18 protein-coding genes are annotated in these 17,967 nt (G+C 61.5%); 7 read left to right on the top strand and 11 right to left on the bottom strand.

Annotated features, from left to right (window positions below; genetic code table 11):
- Positions 1–74: 74 nt before the first annotated feature.
- Both ilvC and ACIPSK_RS04795 read right to left on the bottom strand, forming a co-directional pair.
- Positions 75–1,094, bottom strand: a complete 1,020-nt coding sequence (gene ilvC, locus ACIPSK_RS04800) for a ketol-acid reductoisomerase (RefSeq protein WP_026154226.1) — start codon at positions 1,092–1,094, stop codon at positions 75–77.
- A gap of 49 nt (positions 1,095–1,143) precedes the next feature.
- On the bottom strand, positions 1,144–1,809 hold the full coding sequence (locus ACIPSK_RS04795; RefSeq protein WP_018074237.1) for a TetR/AcrR family transcriptional regulator: 666 nt from the start codon (positions 1,807–1,809) through the stop codon (positions 1,144–1,146).
- 140 nt (positions 1,810–1,949) lie between these two features.
- On the opposite strand from ACIPSK_RS04795, the gene ACIPSK_RS04790 reads away from it, so the two are divergent.
- A complete protein-coding gene (locus tag ACIPSK_RS04790; RefSeq protein WP_210254162.1) occupies positions 1,950–2,429 on the top strand; it encodes a hypothetical protein in 480 nt (159 codons plus the stop codon).
- A 23-nt stretch (positions 2,430–2,452) separates the two neighbouring features.
- Positions 2,453–2,818, top strand: a complete 366-nt coding sequence (locus ACIPSK_RS04785) for a DUF4087 domain-containing protein (RefSeq protein WP_162116037.1) — start codon at positions 2,453–2,455, stop codon at positions 2,816–2,818.
- 83 nt (positions 2,819–2,901) lie between these two features.
- On the opposite strand, the gene ACIPSK_RS04780 is transcribed toward ACIPSK_RS04785, so the two are convergent.
- The 3 genes from ACIPSK_RS04780 to ACIPSK_RS04770 all read right to left on the bottom strand — a co-directional run bounded on the left by ACIPSK_RS04780 (position 2,902) and on the right by ACIPSK_RS04770 (position 6,698).
- The gene (locus tag ACIPSK_RS04780; RefSeq protein ID WP_162116036.1) at positions 2,902–4,584 is read right to left on the bottom strand and encodes a hypothetical protein; all 1,683 of its coding nucleotides are present in this window, start codon (positions 4,582–4,584) and stop codon (positions 2,902–2,904) included.
- Positions 4,584–5,642 (bottom strand): glycosyltransferase family 2 protein, encoded by a 1,059-nt coding sequence (locus tag ACIPSK_RS04775; RefSeq protein WP_162116035.1) that lies wholly within the window; start codon positions 5,640–5,642, stop codon positions 4,584–4,586. The genes ACIPSK_RS04780 and ACIPSK_RS04775 overlap by 1 nt, the downstream gene beginning before the upstream one ends.
- Positions 5,643–5,789: 147 nt before the next feature.
- Positions 5,790–6,698, bottom strand: coding sequence for an AraC family transcriptional regulator (locus ACIPSK_RS04770; protein WP_017965006.1), 909 nt, complete (start codon positions 6,696–6,698; stop codon positions 5,790–5,792).
- Positions 6,699–6,902: 204 nt separating this feature from the next.
- Here ACIPSK_RS04770 and ACIPSK_RS04765 point away from each other — a divergent pair, with 204 nt between their 5' ends.
- On the top strand, positions 6,903–7,949 hold the full coding sequence (locus ACIPSK_RS04765) for an NAD(P)-dependent alcohol dehydrogenase (RefSeq protein ID WP_011652713.1): 1,047 nt from the start codon (positions 6,903–6,905) through the stop codon (positions 7,947–7,949).
- Positions 7,950–7,993: 44 nt separating this feature from the next.
- Here ACIPSK_RS04765 and ACIPSK_RS04760 read toward each other — a convergent pair whose 3' ends face one another.
- The 5 genes from ACIPSK_RS04760 to ACIPSK_RS04740 all read right to left on the bottom strand — a co-directional run bounded on the left by ACIPSK_RS04760 (position 7,994) and on the right by ACIPSK_RS04740 (position 13,440).
- Positions 7,994–9,076 carry an acyltransferase family protein gene (locus ACIPSK_RS04760; protein WP_162116034.1) on the bottom strand — a complete coding sequence of 361 codons (1,083 nt, stop codon included), beginning with the start codon at positions 9,074–9,076 and terminating at the stop codon, positions 7,994–7,996.
- Between the two features lie 129 nt (positions 9,077–9,205).
- Positions 9,206–9,730 carry a hypothetical protein gene (locus ACIPSK_RS04755; RefSeq protein WP_432653290.1) on the bottom strand — a complete coding sequence of 175 codons (525 nt, stop codon included), beginning with the start codon at positions 9,728–9,730 and terminating at the stop codon, positions 9,206–9,208.
- Positions 9,721–11,151, bottom strand: a complete 1,431-nt coding sequence (locus ACIPSK_RS04750) for a GTP-binding protein (RefSeq protein ID WP_432653289.1) — start codon at positions 11,149–11,151, stop codon at positions 9,721–9,723. Before ACIPSK_RS04750 ends, ACIPSK_RS04755 begins: the two co-directional genes overlap by 10 nt.
- A 449-nt stretch (positions 11,152–11,600) precedes the next feature.
- Positions 11,601–12,866 carry an NAD(P)/FAD-dependent oxidoreductase gene (locus ACIPSK_RS04745; RefSeq protein ID WP_162116033.1) on the bottom strand — a complete coding sequence of 422 codons (1,266 nt, stop codon included), beginning with the start codon at positions 12,864–12,866 and terminating at the stop codon, positions 11,601–11,603.
- 109 nt (positions 12,867–12,975) lie between these two features.
- Positions 12,976–13,440: an Lrp/AsnC family transcriptional regulator gene (locus ACIPSK_RS04740; RefSeq protein ID WP_162116032.1), complete on the bottom strand. Its 465-nt coding sequence runs from the start codon at positions 13,438–13,440 to the stop codon at positions 12,976–12,978.
- Positions 13,441–13,597: 157 nt separating this feature from the next.
- Here ACIPSK_RS04740 and ACIPSK_RS04735 point away from each other — a divergent pair, with 157 nt between their 5' ends.
- The 4 genes from ACIPSK_RS04735 (at position 13,598) to ACIPSK_RS04720 (ending at position 17,468) form a co-directional block, all read left to right on the top strand.
- A complete protein-coding gene (locus ACIPSK_RS04735) occupies positions 13,598–14,317 on the top strand; it encodes an aspartate/glutamate racemase family protein (RefSeq protein ID WP_162116031.1) in 720 nt (239 codons plus the stop codon).
- A 230-nt stretch (positions 14,318–14,547) separates the two neighbouring features.
- The gene (locus tag ACIPSK_RS04730) at positions 14,548–15,465 is read left to right on the top strand and encodes a bifunctional helix-turn-helix transcriptional regulator/GNAT family N-acetyltransferase (RefSeq protein ID WP_162116030.1); all 918 of its coding nucleotides are present in this window, start codon (positions 14,548–14,550) and stop codon (positions 15,463–15,465) included.
- Between the two features lie 60 nt (positions 15,466–15,525).
- Positions 15,526–16,149 carry a TetR/AcrR family transcriptional regulator gene (locus ACIPSK_RS04725; RefSeq protein WP_162116029.1) on the top strand — a complete coding sequence of 208 codons (624 nt, stop codon included), beginning with the start codon at positions 15,526–15,528 and terminating at the stop codon, positions 16,147–16,149.
- Between the two features lie 110 nt (positions 16,150–16,259).
- Positions 16,260–17,468: an MFS transporter gene (locus tag ACIPSK_RS04720; protein WP_162116028.1), complete on the top strand. Its 1,209-nt coding sequence runs from the start codon at positions 16,260–16,262 to the stop codon at positions 17,466–17,468.
- 9 nt (positions 17,469–17,477) lie between these two features.
- On the opposite strand, the gene ACIPSK_RS04715 is transcribed toward ACIPSK_RS04720, so the two are convergent.
- On the bottom strand, positions 17,478–17,894 hold the full coding sequence (locus ACIPSK_RS04715; RefSeq protein ID WP_162116027.1) for a winged helix-turn-helix transcriptional regulator: 417 nt from the start codon (positions 17,892–17,894) through the stop codon (positions 17,478–17,480).
- Positions 17,895–17,967: the final 73 nt, after the last annotated feature.

Below are 17,967 nucleotides of genomic sequence, written 5' to 3'. Positions count from 1 at the left end.
TCAGCCGTGGGTTATCAGCAGTCTGGAGGCCGGAGCTTTCACTCCGACCTTCCTATTTTATGTCACAGGACCGCTTAGTTGACCGACTTGTCGACCAGTTTGTTCTTACCGATCCAAGGCATCATGCCGCGCAGCTTGGCGCCGACTTCCTCGATCTGGTGGCTGTCGTTCAGGCGGCGGATGCCCTTGAAGCGCGAGCCGCCGGCGCGGTATTCCTGCATCCAATCGGACGTGAACTTGCCGGTCTGGATGTCCTTGAGGACACGCTTCATCTCGGCCTTGGTCTCGGCGGTGATGATGCGCGGACCGGAGACGTATTCGCCCCATTCGGCCGTGTTGGAGATCGAGTAGTTCATGTTGGCGATGCCGCCTTCATAGATCAGGTCGACGATGAGCTTCACTTCGTGCAGGCACTCGAAATAGGCCATCTCAGGCGCGTAACCGGCTTCAACTAGCGTTTCGAAACCAGCGCGGATGAGCTCGACCAGACCGCCGCAGAGAACGACCTGTTCGCCGAAGAGGTCGGTTTCGCACTCTTCGCGGAAGTTGGTTTCGATGATGCCGGAACGGCCGCCGCCGACACCGCAGGCGTAGGAGAGCGCCAGTTCAAGCGCATTGCCGGACGCGTTCTGGTGAACGGCAACGAGGCAAGGAACGCCGCCGCCCTTCTGGTATTCGCCGCGGACCGTGTGGCCCGGGCCCTTCGGTGCGATCATGACGACGTCGACCGAAGCCTTCGGCTCGATGAGGCCGAAATGAACGTTGAGGCCGTGAGCGAAGGCGATTGCCGCACCGTCACGGATGTTGCCGGCGATGTCAGCCTTATAGATGTCGGCCTGCAGTTCGTCCGGGGTGGCCATCATCATCAGGTCTGCCCAGGCGGCAGCTTCGGCAACCGTCATGACCTTGAAGCCGTCGGCTTCGGCCTTCTTGACTGTGGGCGAACCGGCCTTGAGTGCGATAACGACGTTCTGGGCGCCGCTGTCCTTGAGGTTCAGCGCATGGGCACGGCCCTGCGAACCGTAGCCGATGATGGCGACCTTCTTGGCCTTGATGAGGTTGAGATCGGCATCACGATCGTAATAGACGCGCATTTGAAGTTCCTTCCCTTTGCTTGTCTTGTTGACTGTCATTAAAGCGGAATCAGCCGAGAACCGGCATCTCCGCCAGAACCTTGTCCGTGCCATAGAGCCTGAGGAAGGCGGTGACCGCCCTCTCCGCCTGGCGTGCGGTATCCTTGAGGCCCGGTTCGCCGAGCAGCATGCGCACATGCAGGTCGGAAACAACAAGGCCGTAAAGCGTGTGATAAGCCTCGTCGGCATCGGAAAAACGCAGGAGCCCTGCCCGCTTCCCGGCATCGATCAGCGCCATGGCGCGCCGGTCGATCTGGCGGCGGCCGCGCTCGAGCAGCAGCTTGCCGAGTTTCGAGCCGTCGCGGTTCGACTGGCCGATCGCCAGCCGGTTCAGCGCCAGCGAGACGTCGCCGGCGAGCACTTCCAGCAAGTCACGCGCAAAAATGACGACATGGTCGTGCAGGCTCGCCGCCGTCAGCCGCTCGCCGTTGCGCTCGAAGGTGCGCACCTTGCTCGCCTGGTAGGCGATCATCGCAGACAGCAGCCCGTCGCGATCACCGAACCATTTATAGAGGCTTTCCTTCGAACAATTGGCGGCGCGCGCCACACCCGAAGTCGTCAGCGCCTTCTCGCCGCCATCGACGAGCAACTGCAACGCCTGCTCCAGAACGGCGTTCTGGCGCGGCGAAAATTCGCTCGGCTCTGCGGTATCGACGGACACGATCATGGCTCCCATATACGTACCGTACGGTACGGTTCGTGAGACTTATGCGATAAACCGATCAGCTCGTCAAGAAGTCCTGATGGATTTTTTAATAGGGGAAACCGCGATGAAACACCAGAATTGGATAGGCGCGAATCCTCGGCGATCGCATAATGTCGCGCTATACCATTTGCCCGGAGCCTTCGATGTCACGCCTGTCTGCAGCTCTTCTCCTACTCGGAGCAATTCTCCTTGGCGGCTCAGGCGCTTTCGCGCAGTCCGACAGCGACGTCTATAACCGCATCGAGGAACTGCACGGCGATGCCGCGGGCTTCGACCGGCCGCTGCGCCAGCTTGTCAAGGCGATGCGCTCAGGCGACGCCGAGACCATCGCCGGCCTTGCCGAATACCCGCTGACGGTCAAGGCCAACGGCGAGACCTACGATGTCGAGAACGCTGAGGATTTCATCGACAATTTCGACGATCTCGTGACGCCGGGAACGCGCCGCGCCGTCGGGCGCCAGCAATACGAGGATCTCTTCGTCAATAGCGACGGCGTCATGCTGGCCGGCGGCGCCGTCTGGATGGGCGCGGTCTGTGAGGACAACAGCTGCGAGGCGAGCCATTGGGCGATCATCGCGATCAACAATTAAAATCCGGCGATGAGGAAAAGCCGATGAAATACCAAATAGCCGCCGCGGTCATGATTGCAGCTCTTGTCGTCGCAGCCAATGCGCGGGCCGCCGAGACCCGCTGCGGCTGGATCGAGAATCCGACGCCCGCCAACTGGTGGCTGGAGGACGCGGAAAACACCTGGACGATCATGACCCAGGGCGACGATGCCGGCGAGGTCGAAGGCATGGAGCTGATCCCCGACATCTCCGAACATGATTATATCAGAACCAACGGTACTTACGGCTATGCCTGCGCCTGCGTGAGTGTGGAAACGGATGGCAAGGACCGCATCACGCGCATCCTCTCCTTCCGCCAGCTAAAGCTCGCCAAATGCCGTGCCGACAGGGCCCTGAAATTCCCCGGCTGACCAATCCCATCACCCGAAGACCAGATGGCGGCCGCGATCATGCGCCAATCGCCGGAGGCAATCGGTCCCCGAAGAGCCCCGACCTATGAAGCCCCGGCGCAACCGGTGGGAATCGAGGGAGGCTCTGCCGGAATCGCCTTGTCGATCGCGTAAAGCTTCGCGAAACCCGCATCCTCGATCAGCGTCAGGCCCGCAGGCATGAAGGTGCCGACGTAGCGGTCGGAGAGATCGGCATTGGCGACGAGGATGAAATCGAAACGACTGCGCCAATCCGACAGATAGGGCGTAAAACCCTTGTATTCCTGCATCATTGCCGGGCATGAAAGCACGCCGATCGACAGCAGATTACCCTCGGGAACCGCGATCTCAGACCATGGCGGCAGAACCGATAGCGGCTGCTTGCCTTTTGCGGTGAAGAGCGTCGGCACGAAGGCATGCGAGAAGGGCACAGCAAGCGTCGGCAGGTGCCAGAAAGTTTCCTCTCTCATGAAAAAATACCGGCTGGAGTAGGCAAAGCCGCTCACCGTCTCGGAGTCATGCTCCAGAGGCAGAACGGCTGCACCGGCCGGCAGCTTTTTCAGCACAGTCTCGACGGCAGCGACGTCCTTCTGTGCCAGCCACCAGTTCCAGCCGATCCAGCCGGTACGGCCGAAGACCGCGAGATTGATGATGAGCGCCAGTAACAGTGCCTGCCGGCGCTCGAGATTGGCGAAGGGGCACACCATCGCCATGGCGACGAGCGCCGTCATGATCGGAAAGCGCCAACTGATCCACCCGGTGCCGAGCATGTGGCGAGGCGAAACACAGGACAGAAGCAGCAGGCCGCCGGCGGCGACGGCAAGCCCGGCATGCATGCGAATGTCGCCCGCGCGTGCGGCACGCGTGCAGATCAGCATCAGCGGCAGAACCAGCACGACATCCACCGTCGGGACATAGGTGGTAATGGCGGAGAGCAGATTCATGACGATCAGGACGACGCCGTCGTTCCAGGCAAGGGCAAGGCCATTGCCACCGGCGTTGGGCAAGGCTGGTGCACGGAGATAGAGCGCCAGCAGCGGCAGGACGCAGGCGCCAAGCGCCAGCGCCAACCGGCTGGCGAGCCTGAGCAGACCCGCCTTCGATCGCACTATGTCTATGCGCCAGGAAAATTCGAGGCCGCAGACGATCGCCATATAGAAGCCGAGCGAGAAGAGGTGCATCACCGTGAGCAGCAGTGCGGCGGCGAGCCGCCAGGCAAGGACCAGGGCGGGATTTTTGCCCTGCAGCCGGAGGTCGACGCATGCGAAGGCGAGCGCCATGCCGAGGCCGACCTGGAAATTGATGAAGCCGCCGATCATGGTGGCGCACCAGCTAAGCGATAGCATGGCGGTCTGCCAGTGGTGCCGGCCGCCGAAAAGCGTGCGGTGCAGACAGATCGCGCCCAGTGGCGGCAGCACGATCGCCAGGAAAAGCAAAGCCCGCGCAAGCCTGTCGGCACCGACAAGCGGCCCCAGCCAAGTGGCCAAAAGATCGATCCCGACATTGGTGAAGGTGCGGTTCCAGTCGACCGCATAGATCTCAGGAAACGGCTGCTCGCCGATCCCGCCCGAAAAGAGCCAGATACGGGCGTAATGATTGGGGTAATCGAGAATTGGCGGAAAGGGAAAAAGGAGAACCAAAGCCGCGGCAAGTCCGACGAAAGCGACGATCGCAACGGTGGAGTCCTGTCTGGCAATCAATTTCTCAGGCCCGGCTGCGGCCAAGGCAGGAGCGGCAATCCGGTCCATTATCCGATCCGGCTGTTCTTTTGCGAGCGCGGCGGCTCTTCGGATGCAAAGGCCGCATCCAGCGCCGTGCGCCTGTCGCTGGCGCTCATCTCCGAGAAAGCGACCGACAGTTCTGCATGTTCACCGCCGCGCACGATCGTCTCGACCATGAACATCGGCCGCTTCTTGCTCTCCTGAACCAGTCGGCCGAGATACTCGCCGATGATGCCGATACAGATCAGCTGGATAGCGCTGAACGCGCTGACCGCGGCCATGATCGACGACCAGCCGGTCACCGTCTCGCCCTGCAGCCAGCGAATGAAGGTGTAGACGAGCAACGCGATCGCGACGCCGGCGCTGATCATGCCAAGCCATGTGCTGATGCGCAGTGGTGTCGTTGAAAAGCTGGTGATCGCATCCAGGGCAAAATTGATCATCTTGCGCAACGGATATTTCGTCGTGCCGGCAAAACGGGCGTCACGCTCGTAGGGGAGCGCGACCTGCTTGCCGCCGATCCAGCTAACCATGCCACGGATAAAGCGATCGCGCTCCGGCATCGCCAGCAGGATATCGACGACACGCCGGCGCATCAGCCGGAAATCACCGGTATCGCGTGGGATAGTCACGGAAGCGAGCCTGGAAAGGGCGCGATAGAAAAGCGAAGCGGAGGCGAGTTTGAACCAGCTTTCGCCCTGGCGGCGCGTACGCTGGCCGTAAACAACGTCGGCGCCGCGCTCCATGATCGGCATCATCATCAAAAGCAGCTCTGGCGGATCCTGAAGATCGGCATCGATCAAAAGCACGCGCTCGCCCCGCGACACGGCAAGACCCGCCGTCGATGCCAGCTGGTGGCCATGATTGCGCAGAAGACGAATACCGAGCACCTGCGGCACATCAGCCGCCAGGTCGGAAATGATCTCCCAGGTGCGGTCGGACGAGCCGTCATCGACGAGAATGAGCTCGAAGGCATCGCCGGCAACGCTATAAGCCGCGGCGGCGGCGCGGCGGCAGAATTCACGCAGGCCCTCTTCCTCGTTATAACAAGGCGCGACGATGGAAAGAAATGGTACTGGCGTCATGCGGACATCGGGGCCTGCTGGATGTTTGGCGCCAGACTAGCGTGGAAAGGTCAAACATCTTTTAACGATGCCAAGTCACAGGCCGACCTCCCCGCAGCCAGCGGGCCGTCGGTTCTCCCGACCGGACGCTGTCGGCCGCGCGGCGCGCTATTCCGCCGCCATGACCTCGCGGGCGCCGTCGACATCGCGGGCCGGCGAGGCGCCGTAGAGGCGGCTGTATTCGCGGCTGAACTGCGACGGGCTTTGATAACCGACGCGGTGGCCGGCCGTGCCCGCATCGAGGCGCTCCACCAGCATCAGCCGGCGTGCCTCGTGCAGGCGAAGCTGCTTCTGATACTGCACCGGCGTCATCGCCGTGACCGATTTAAAGTGATGATGGAAGGACGACACGCTCATGCTGACGCGGTCGGCAAGGTCTTCGATGCGCAGTGGCCGCGCGAAATTCTCCTTCAGCCATGCGACGGCGCGCGCGACCCTGTTGCTGTGGCTGTCTGCAGTGGCAATATTGATCAGCCGCGCGCCATCCGGCCCGGTCAGCACCCGGTAGAGGATTTCCTGCTCGATCAGCGGCGCCATGGCAGGAATGTCGCCTGGACGATCGAGCAAGCGCAGCAAGCGGACGGCAGCATCCAGGAGCTCCGGTGGAGCGACGTTCACCGCCATCCCGCGCTGTCCGTCAGTATCGGCGGCTGGGCGCGGAATATCGATCCGGCTGAGCAATTCCAGCAGTTTTTCCGAGTCGATTGCCAGTCCCAGGCAGAGATGCGGAACCTCAGGGCTTGCCTCCGTGACGCGCCAGGCGACCGGCAGGTCGAGCGAGGTCAGCAGATAGTCACCAGTCCCGTAGCTGATAAGTTCCGTGCCGAGGCGCAAGCTCTTGGCGCCCTGCAGGACAAAGGCAAAACAGGGCCGGTAGCTGCTGTGCAGCGGATCGCTGGGCTTGGACCGACGGCTGATGTGAAGATTGCCGATATCAGTCGCAAACTCGCCGTCACCAGCCGCGAAGCGCATCGCGATATCGACAATTTCCTGATAGGGGCTGAAGGGCAAAGTCATGCGGCAACTCTTTCTGTCAATTGTCTGACGCCGGCGATACCGCTCTTATCTAGAGTGCCTTCGCCATTTCACAAACAGGCCGGCGCCTCACTTTTGCAGGATCGTGCAAAAAGCTGAGAGGATCGCTCTAACTCTCTGCCGCCGTTCCGGGCAATAGTCCACCATCTCTTTCAACCCCCACCACAATCGAAAAGGATGGTTCCCATGCCTATTGCAAGAGGCTACGCCGCGACCGACGCTTCCAAGCCGCTGACCCCTTTCACCTTCGAACGCCGCAACCCGAACCCCGACGACGTCGTTATCGACATCAAGTTTGCCGGCATCTGCCACTCGGACATCCACACTGTCCGCAACGAATGGAAGAACGCCGTCTATCCGATCGTGCCGGGCCATGAGATCGCCGGCATCGTCTCGGCCGTCGGTTCCGATGTGACCAAATTCAAGGTCGGCGATCGCGTCGGCGTCGGCTGCTTCGTTGATTCCTGCATCGGCTGCGCCGAGCGCGACCTTGATCGGGAACAGTATATGCCGGGGCTCGCCGGCACCTACAATGACTTCGAAGCCGACCGGAAGACACGCACCCAGGGCGGCTATTCCGACTCGATCGTCGTTCGGGAAGGCTATGTCATGTCCATTCCGGACAATCTGCCCCTCGATGCCTCCGCGCCCCTGCTCTGCGCCGGCATCACGCTCTACTCGCCGTTGCGCCACTGGAATGCCGGCCCCGGCAAGAAGGTTGCGATCGTCGGCATGGGCGGCCTCGGCCACATGGGCGTCAAGCTCGGCGCCGCCATGGGCGCTGATATCACCGTTCTCTCCCAGAGCCTTTCCAAGAAGGAAGATGGGCTGAAGCTCGGCGCCAAGGAATATTACGCCACCAACGACCCGGAAACATTCACGAAGCTCGCCGGGACTTTCGACTTGATCATCTGCACCGTCAGCGCCGAGATCGACTGGAATGCCTATCTCGGCCTGCTGAAGGTGGATGGTTCCTTCGTGGTGGTCGGCGCCCCGGAAAACCCGATCCCCGTGCATGCCTTCTCGATCATCCCCGGCCGCAAGAGCATATCAGGCTCGATGATCGGTTCGATCAAGGAAACCCAGGAAATGCTCGACTTCTGCGGCGAGCACAACATTGTCTCCGAGATCGAGAAGATCAACATCCAGCAGGTCAACGAAGCCTATGAACGCGTCCTGAAAAGCGACGTCCGCTACCGCTTCGTCATCGACATCGCCTCGCTGGCGGCCTGAAGAATGGGCGGCGGCTCCTTCGGGAGCCGCCGCCGGACAGGCGACTAGATCGGCCTCCAGCGAAGCCAAAACTTGCGGCCGGGCGACTGGATCGAGATGGCGATGAGGTGCGCCGTCAATAATGACAGCGGCAAGAGGAACACGGCCAAGGAAATAGCGTCTCGGCTGCATTCGCCACCCCACGAGGTATTTCCGAGCCCGAGATAATTGCGCAGCGCAAAACAATCATCCACTCCGAACGTTGCGAGCAAGATCAGTAGCGGTACGTGCGCGAGGTAGAGCGGGTAGGAAATTTCACCCATCCAGGTGGCGAAGCGTTCGAGCCGCGCGTTTCTCGCCAGCCCCAAGCCGAACCAGATGATCATGGGGTGAGCGATAAATACCAGGAGCAGATAGTATTTCCTCTCGGTGAGGATGAACCCCGAATAAAGCGCCGTGAGCGCGGCCACCAGAATCAAACTGGCCGAGGCGGCAAGCCTGATGCGGAAGCCTCGTCGCCAAAGATGACTGATAAGTACGCCGCCGTAAAAAGATACCAGCACCCGTGGAAAGCCTCCGAGAATATCGCCCCAGACGGAGCCCGGCGGGTACCGAAAGTGCCATAAAGCAACGACGAAGGCTGGCGCTGACATCGCGACGATGAAAACAGCCACTCGGAGACGCGCCGCAGTAAAAAGAAAGACCACGTTGGCCACGACTTCAAAAAACAACGACCATGCCGGTCCGTTTAAGGGCAGGATGCCGAGGACGGTGTCAGACGGCGCCGGAAGCATGAGCAGGCTGGTAACGGAGGAAACGGCAAAAGCGTTGATGCTCCAGTTTTCGAGATGGCCAATCAATGGGAAAACCGAAACAGCGCCCAGCAATGTGCAGGCGAGGTAGACGGGATACAGCCGGGCAATGCGGTGACTGATGAAATCTCGGCGGCCGCCCGTCTGTAACAGGCTCTCGCCGTACTTTTCCGACAAAACGAATCCGCTTAACATGAAGAAAAGATCGACAGCAGCATAAGCAACGGGAAACGCATTGCTGGAATGATAAACGAGTACGAGTATTGCAGATGCCCCACGCAACAGATCGAGCATCCAGAAACGATGCTTTCCCTCAGCTGCTACGTCACTTGTCATGCAAAAATCTCACGCTCTATTCGAAGCCAGCGAGCTACCATTATTCGATACGAAGACATTTGGCGAGGGAATAACCCTGCATCAACGCTCACTATACACTGCCGAACCACCTCCAGATCAGGGCTGTACTCAAATGGGGACACCCCGCAGACGCAGCAGATATTCGGCACCGTTAAACGGATCGGGGCCGGAGCGCACACGTAAACGAGGCTGGCCGGTAACCGGAGCGTAGTGATCAAAAGAGGTTTCCATTATCCCCGCCCCGCTCGTCAGGCCCGGCAATTGCTGCTGAACGCTTTGGATCACCTGAGACGCCACGGTGCCCTCGAGCCGGGCGACGCCATCGGCGATCGCCGAATCCATCATCGCCGCTGCCGATTTCGCAAGCAAAGTGAGCACACCGCTCAAGCTCTCCGCGGGCGCTTCAAGATGAAAGCGGTCGATCGGCTCGCAGAGGACAGTTTGCGCAGCCGACAGTGCATCTGCCAGCACCCAAGGCGTGAGCTGCCGGAAATCGGCGGCAGTGCTTGCAGGCGAGCTGTGCCGAGCTGCCGTCATCGCCACGTGGCAATCGATGACCTGCCAGCCGAAAATTCCCTGTTTCAGGGTTTCGAACACGGTCTCCTCGACCGCTCGATAGAAGGCTACAGGCATCTGGCCGACATCCACTTCGAGCGCAAAGCTGTTGCCCGCCCCGCGAGGCGCGGCTCGACGCGCAGGCCGACGGTTGCCAGGAAGGGATTGGGCTCCTTGAAGAGGACCTGCAGGCCGGCCCCGGTGCCGACTGGCCTCTCGACCAGGATGACAGTGCTTTCCTCGAACCTTGCCTCAAGGCCGAAATCCGTCAGCAGGGTCGATTGGATAACCTCCTTCTGCACCTCGCCGTAGAGCGACACGAAGACTTCGTCGGTCTCTTCGTTCCGGCGCAGATTGATCAAGGGATCCTGTTCGGCCATCTGGTTCAGCGCCAGCCAGAGCGCCGCCTTGGCGGAAGGCCGGCGGGCCAGAACCCGGGTTTCGAGCGTAGGCGACGCGAAATGAGCCCGCCCGCCCGTGAGATCTCCGCCCACCGCATCCCCGATGCGGGCACCGGCAAGGCCGCTGATGCGCGCGATCTGCCCGGCGCGGAGGCTCTCGGCGCCATGAACCCGGCCGGCCTCGAAAACCTCGATCGCGGTCACCCGTTCCGGGCCTCTGGGCAGGTCCAGATATTGCCGTAGCCGCACCGTGCCTGAGGCCAGGTAGATGTAGGAGAGCTTTTCCCCGCCCCAGCCGCGTTCGATCTTGAAGATCTTGCCCGCAACCGGACCATCCGGATTGGGGCGACGCCCGGGCAGGATCGTCGCAATGGCCGATGCCAGGGCGGGGATGCCGACGCCGGTCATCGCGGCTCCCGCGAAGACGGGATGCACTAGGCCGCTCGCCACCTGATCGGCTAAGCCGCGCCCGAGCCTTTCCTCCGTCAGCCAATCGGCAGCGAGTACATAGTCATCGAGCAGCGCCTCGTCGTTGTCCCCGAGGGTCTCGCAGAGCACCGAAAGGAGTGGCTCGTCTGCCAGAGCAAGCGTCTCCACCCGGACAAGCTTGGCTCCCGCATCGATGACCGAAGACATGGCGATGGGGCGGACCGCCAGCTGCACGGCAAGGGCCTCGACAACCTCTTGATATCGCGCGCCGAGACGATCGACCTTGTTGACGAAGAAGATGAAGGGAACGCCAAGCCGCCGCAACGCCCGCACCAGCACCCGCGTCTGGGCCTGCACGCCTTCGACCGCCGAAACAACGACGACCGCGGCATCCAGCAACCCGAGCACCCGCTCGACCTCGGCGACGAAATCCGGGTGACCGGGCGTGTCGATGAGATTGACGATTCTGTCGCCGACCGTGAACGACACCACCGCGGCCCTGATCGTGATGCCGCGTTGCCGTTCGAGCTCGAGAGTGTCCGTCTGTGTATTGCCGGCATCAACGCTGCCAAGCTTGTCGATGACGCCGGCGTCAAAAAGCAGTCTTTCGGTAAGGCTAGTCTTGCCTGCATCCACGTGGGCGAGGATGCCCAGATTCAAAGTGCGCATGAACCACCAACTTCTCAGAATTTCGAATGTGATTTTCGTGAGAAGTGAATCGGCGCATTGGAACCTCTACCTGCTGATGGCGACGGCTGGATGCGTAACCCCCAGCGGTGGGGAGACGCGGGCGGAATGCTAAGGGCGTGTGCGGAGATATGTCAAGCTTGGGCGTATCACGTTCACGCGTGGGCGCGCTCGTGGCTGGTTTCATGGAACGGCGTGCCGTGACCGCCCCCCTCTGCCCTGCCGGGCATCTCCCCACAGGTGGGGAGATTAGCTAGGGTCGCCGGCTTCCCCAAACAACTGACGTCAAAGCTGGGTGAAACGTTAGAGAGACGGGACGGTTTCGCCACTTGTGATCTCCCCACTTGTGGGGGAGATGCCCGGCAGGGCAGAGGGGGGTGCCCCGCGGCACGCCTTCTCCTGCTGTCCCGAACATGACCCGAAGAAGGGCTTTATCCCTCCTCCCGCATCGTCTCCCGCTGGGTGATCAGCCGGGCGCTGTGCTGGCCGCTCAGATAGATCCACAGCCAGCTCCAGGCGACGGAGAAGCGCGAGCGAGTGCCAATCAGGAAGTAGATATGGGCAAGGCCCCAGATCCACCAGGCGAGCCAGCCCTTCAGCTTGATCCGGCCGAAATCGATGATCGCAGCACTCTTGCCGATCGTCGCCAGGCTGCCCTGATGCCAGTAGCGGAAGGGCGCCGGCGCCGGTTTGCCGGATATGCGGGCGCGGATCACCTTGGCGACGTATCCGCCCTGCTGTTTGGCGGCCGGCGCAATGCCCGGCACCGGTTTGCCGTCCTCGCGCATGACCGATGCGGTATCGCCGACGACGAAGACGTCGGGCAGCCCCGGCGCGCTCAGATCCTTCTCGACCACGACGCGGCCCGCCCGGTCGGCCGCAACGTCGAGCCACCTTGCCGCCGGCGAGGCGGTGACGCCGGCTGCCCAGACGATCGTCCGGCTGGCAACGAAGGTCTCGCTGATCTTCACGCCGTGGGCGTTGCATTCGGTCACCGGCTTGCCGAGATGGATCTCGACCCCGAGTTTTTCCAGCGCCTTCTGCGCATAGGCCGAAAGCTCCTCGGCGAAGGTCGGCAGCACCCGCGGGCCGGCCTCGACCAGCACGACGCGGGTCTTGCGCGTGTCGATGTTGCGGAACTCCTTGGGCAACGTGAAATGCGCGAGCTCGGCAATGATGCCGGCCAACTCGACGCCGGTCGGCCCGGCCCCGACGATGGTGAAGGTCAGCAGCGCGTCGCGTGCAGCGGGATCGCTCTCCATCTCCGCTCGCTCGAAGGCGAGCAGCACGCGCCGGCGGATCGTCGTCGCATCCTCCAGCGTCTTCAGGCCGGGCGCCACCGGCTCCCATTCGTCATGGCCGAAATAGGCATGCGTCGCCCCGGTCGCCAGCACCAGCGTATCGTAACCAAGAGTTATGCCGTTGCGTAAGGAAACCGTCTTCGCACCGCTGTCCACGTCGGTGACCTCTCCGAGCAGCACCGTCACGTCAGGCCGGTCGGCATAGAGGCGGCGGATCGGCCAGGCGATCTCCGAGGTGGAGAGAATGGTGGTCGCCACCTGATAGAGCAGCGGCTGGAAGAGATGGTGATTGCGCCGGTCGACCAGCGTAATCTTGACGCCGGCACTCTTCAACCCGTTGACGAGCTGCAACCCGCCGAAACCACCGCCGACAACGACGACATGATGATCGCTCATGACCTACCCCTTTGCGCCATTTTCGCTCAAAGCCAATGTGGCCTTCGCCGCGATGGTTGCAACTGCCGTTTCGGCATGCCTGCCCTGCATCCCGGTCGGTGGAGCCGACTCAATCGGCATACCCTACGGGTATCGCCATTCCATGTTTCAATTCTTCCATCGAGATCGACGCCGAGACATCGAAGAGTTCGAGCTTACGCACGATCTGCTTATAGATCACGTCGTAATGCTCGACGCGCGGCAGCACGATCTTCAGGATGTAATCATGGTTGCCGGTCAGGCGGTGCGCTTCGACGATTTCGGGGATGTCGCCGATGATCCGGCGGAAGGTCTCCGTCCATTCATCGGAATGGTGCGCCGTCTTGACCAGTGCGAAGAGCGTCGTCGGCACGCCCATCTTTTCCCGATCGAGCACGACGATGCGCCGGGCGATATGGCCGCTCTCCTCCAGCCGCTGGATGCGCCGGGAGCAGGCCGAAACCGAAAGCGCCACACGCTCGGCAAGATCGGTCACGGATATGCCTGCATCCTTCTGCAGCATGTCGAGAATGCGCCTATCGCGATCGTCAAGCATGTGTCTAGACTGAACCTCTCGCCGAATTTTTGCATAAACTCGTAAATCCACGCAAAATGGTATCACGTATTTCACTGAGATGACAAACAACGCAAACACGTCGCGCCGGAATCGCGGCATCATTCCCGACAGTTGAGAAGCATGGGAGCGTGAAGAAATGGAAATGATCGGACTGATCGGTGGCATGAGTTTCGAAAGTTCGGCGGTCTATTACCGCCTCGTCAACGAGATGGTGCGCGACCGCAAGGGTGGCCTCGCCTCGGCTGAACTCATCCTGCATTCGGTCAATTTCGAAGAGATCGTCGCGCTCCAGAAGGCCGGCGACTGGGATATGGCCTCCTCGCGCCTCGGCGACGTGGCGTTGCGCCTGCAGATCGCTGGGGCCCGCTGCATCCTCATCTGCACCAACACCATGCACCTGATCGCCGACAAGGTCGCAGCCAAGATCTCCGTGCCGCTGATCCACATCATCGACGAGACGGCAAAATCGCTGCATGCGAGCGGCCGCAAGCGCCCGCTGCTGCTTGCCACCCGCTACACGATGGAGCACGGCTTCTACAGCGATCGCATGAAGAGCCTTGGTGTTGATATCATGGTGCCTGATGCCAGCGACCGTACGACCGTGCACGATATTATCTTCAACGAACTCTGCGCCGGCAAGGTGCTCGACAGTTCGCGTCAAAAACTGTTCGATGTCATCGCTCGCGCCGTTGATAACGGCGCCGACAGCATCATCCTCGGCTGCACCGAGATCTGCCTGATCCTCGACCCCGACCATTTGCCGCTGCCGGGCTTCGACACCACAGCGATCCATGCGCGGGCGGCTGTCGATTTCGCGCTGGGAATGGACGAGACAACAGAAGAGGAAGCCGCCTGATATCGTCAAATTAGTTGACTCAGTCCAATAAATGTCAGACAAGATCTTCGTCTGGAGATCTTTGCCGGGCCGCTGACAAAGTCGACCAACTGCTCTTTCGTCATGCTCGGGCTTGTCCCGAGCATCTGCAGCCGGTGCAGCAGATCCTCGGCACAAGGCCGAGGATGACGCCGAGTGAAGAGCACACGGTTCGTCAGCAGTCTGACCAGGATCTCCATTTGGAGATCATCATGTCTAGCCTATCGCTCATCGAAACCGCTCGCGATTTCAACCGGTTCTATACGAACTTCCTCGGCCTCTTGAACAAGGCCTATCTCGACACCCCCTTCACGCTGACCGATGCCCGCATCCTCTTCGAGCTCGGCTCGCATGATGGCGTCAGCGCCGCCGCACTTGTCCGCGACCTGCAGCTCGACCCGGCCTATCTCAGCCGCATTCTCAAGCGTTTCCGCGCCGAGGGGTTGATCGAGACCAGCCCCGATCCGGCCGATCTTCGCAGCCAGGTCATCATTGTCACCGACCAGGGACGCGAGACGTTCGAGGAACTCGGCCGGCGCTCCAATGCGCAGATCGCCGCCCGTTTCGACCGCCTGGCGAGCGGCGAGCCGGAGGCGGCCGTCTCCGCCATGTGCACGATTCGCGCCCTGCTCGACCCGGCGGCAAAACCTGCGCCGGCAATCATCCGCGCTCACCGGTCCGGCGATATCGGCTGGATCGTCCAGAGCCAGGGCCGCTTCTATGCCGAGGAATATGGCTGGGATCTGCGCTTCGAGGCGCTGGTCGCCGAGGTCGCCGGCAAATTCCTCGCCAATTTCGATCCGGTCAAAGAATATTGCTGGATCGCCGAGCGCGGCGGCGTCAATGCCGGTTCGGTCCTCGTCACCAATGGCGGCGACGGCGTCGCCAAGCTCCGCCTGCTCTACGTCGACAAATCAGCCCGCGGCCTCGGTCTCGGCAAGCTGCTGGTCGACGAATGCATCCGCTTCTCAAAACAGAAGGGCTACCGCGAGCTTTCGCTCTGGACCAACGATATGCTGGAGACCGCCCGCGCCATCTACGTCAAGGCGGGATTCCGTCTTGTCTCCGAGGAGAGACATCGCATGTTCGGCCCTGAAGCGAACGGCCAGAACTGGGTGCTCGATCTCTGAATTTGCTGCGTCGCAGAAATTTCACTTGATTTGGAAATGTTCATTCCCTAATTAGGCGCCATGACCGTTGCCAATCTCACACCAGAAGCAAAGACCCGCAGCCGTGGCCGTCCGCGCGAGTTCGATATGGACGCAGCACTGGATGCGGCGCTCCGCGTCTTTTCCGAACGCGGCTATCACGCCGCCTCCATCAGCGAGTTGACCGAAGCAATGGGCCTTGCTTCGGGGAGCATCTACAAGGCATTCAAGGATAAGCGCGGCATCTTTCTGGCTGCTTTCGCCCATTATCGAAAACTTGGCCGACGGCGCCTGGAAGCGATGATCGCGTCTGCGAAGACCGGTCGCGAGAAGGTCTTCCAGATGGTGATGTATTATGCCGAGGTCTCCTATGGCGAGGCCGGCCGCAAAGGCTGTCTCGTTGTCGGCGGCGCCAACGACTTCGCCCTGCTTGACGAGGAAGCCGCTGCCCACGTCGTGACTGCCTTTACCGCGGACGAAAAGCTGATGGCCGATCTCATCCGCATCGGCCAGACAGACGGCAGCATTCCGAAGACGGTAGACCCCGATGCCGCCGCCCTCGCCTTCCTCTGCTTTACCAAGGGCCTGCGCGTCATCGGCAAAACAGGACGCAGCAGGGAAGAGATGCTGTCCGCGGCCGAGGCCGCGATGAAGCTCGTGACCTGAACAGTCCACATCGTGGACGAGAGAAATACCGGTATTCGGTCAAGGATCGGGTGGCCGCAGCCAGCATTTTTGCATTCAATCCTTTCAATCTTTGAATACCGGAGTTTCTGATGAGCATTTCAGCCACCACGCCGGATAGGGCCATTCCCAGGGCGCTATCCCCTTGGCTAACCTTCCTTTTCGCCGCCGCCTGCGGGCTGGTGGCCGCCAATCTCTATTACGGCCAGCCGCTGGCCGGCCCGATCAGTGCCGATCTCGGCTTCACGCCTGCCGCCACCGGCCTGATCGTCACGTTAACGCAGATCGGCTACGGCCTCGGCCTGCTGCTGATCGTGCCGCTCGGCGATCTCACCGAAAACCGCCGTCTGGTGTTGATGCTGATCGCCGTCTCCGCTGTCGCGCTCATCGGCGCGGCGCTGTCGTCGACGCCCGCGGCCTTCCTCGTCGCTTCGCTCTCTATCGGTCTTTCATCTGTCGCAGTTCAGGTCCTGGTTCCTTTCGCTGCCAACATGGCGCCGGATGCCACGCGCGGCCAGGTCGTCGGCAATGTCATGAGCGGCCTGCTCTGCGGCATCATGCTCGCCCGCCCCTTCGCAAGCTTCGTCGCCGAGGCCTCCTCCTGGCACATGGTCTACTACGTCACCGCAGCGCTCATGCTCGTGCTCGCCGTCGTCTTGCGCATCAACCTGCCGGTTCGCGTGCCGAAGACGAAGCTGCGTTATGGCGAGTTGCTCGCTTCTATGGGCCATCTGGCGCTCACCTCGCGCGTGCTGCAGCGCCGGGCGCTCTATCAGGCCGGCATGTTCGGTGCCTTCAGCCTGTTCTGGACGACGACGCCGCTGCTGCTTGCAAGCCCGGCCTTCGGCCTGACGCAGAACGGCATTGCCCTCTTCGCCCTCGCAGGTGCTGCCGGCGCCGTCGCCTCGCCGATCGCCGGCAGGCTTGCCGACCGCGGCATGACAAAGATCGCCTCGACGCTCGCCATGCTGCTCGGCATGGCCGCCTTCCTGATCAGCCATTTCGCCGCAGACGGCTCGCTCACCGCTCTGCTGCTTTTGACGGCAGCGGCGATCCTCCTCGATTTCGGCGTGACCACCAATCTCGTCTGCGGCCAGCGCGCCATCTATGCGCTGAACCCGGAACACCGCAGCCGGCTCAACGGCTTGTTCATGGCGACCTTCTTTGCCGGCGGCGCCCTGGGCTCAGCACTCGGCGGCTGGGCCTATGCGACCGGCGGCTGGACGATGACGGCCTGGATCGGCTTCTGCTTCCCGGCGCTGGCCTTCCTGCTGTTCCTGACGGAAGGACGCGGCGAGTAAGAAGCCGGCCTATTTGTCGACGGAATCGAACTGAGAACGGGCGGCGCGAACGGCATCATGGTTCGCTTCCGCCCAGTTCAACAGTTGCGCCAGCGTCTGGTACAGCGAGCGGCCGAGTTCGGTCATCGAATATTCCACACTCGGCGGCTTGGTCGGGAAAACCTCGCGGTGGATGTAACCGTCTCTCTGCAGGTCGCGCAGCGTCTGCGTCAGCATGCGTTGCGAAATATCGGGTATCATCCGCCGCAACTCGCCGAATCGATAAGGCCGATCCGCCAGCACATCGAGCAGCAGAGTCGACCATTTGCCGCCGATCTGCTGCATCATGTCCCTGACCGGGCAATTGCCGAAATCAAGACCGGCAAGATCGATCTCGCGCCGCGTCCCCGGCATCCTGTTCTTCAGACTGAGGACTGCGCCACTCATCTGCTGGTTCCCTTTTAGTAACGTACAGCCGAAAAACTGCCTCCTTTACACCGCGAAGTCAATTCCTATTCTA

The organism is Rhizobium sp. LARHSG275, assembly GCF_052871115.1.
The sequence above is the reverse complement of the archived record's forward strand: the minus strand, read 5'-3'. Positions and strand labels throughout refer to the sequence as shown.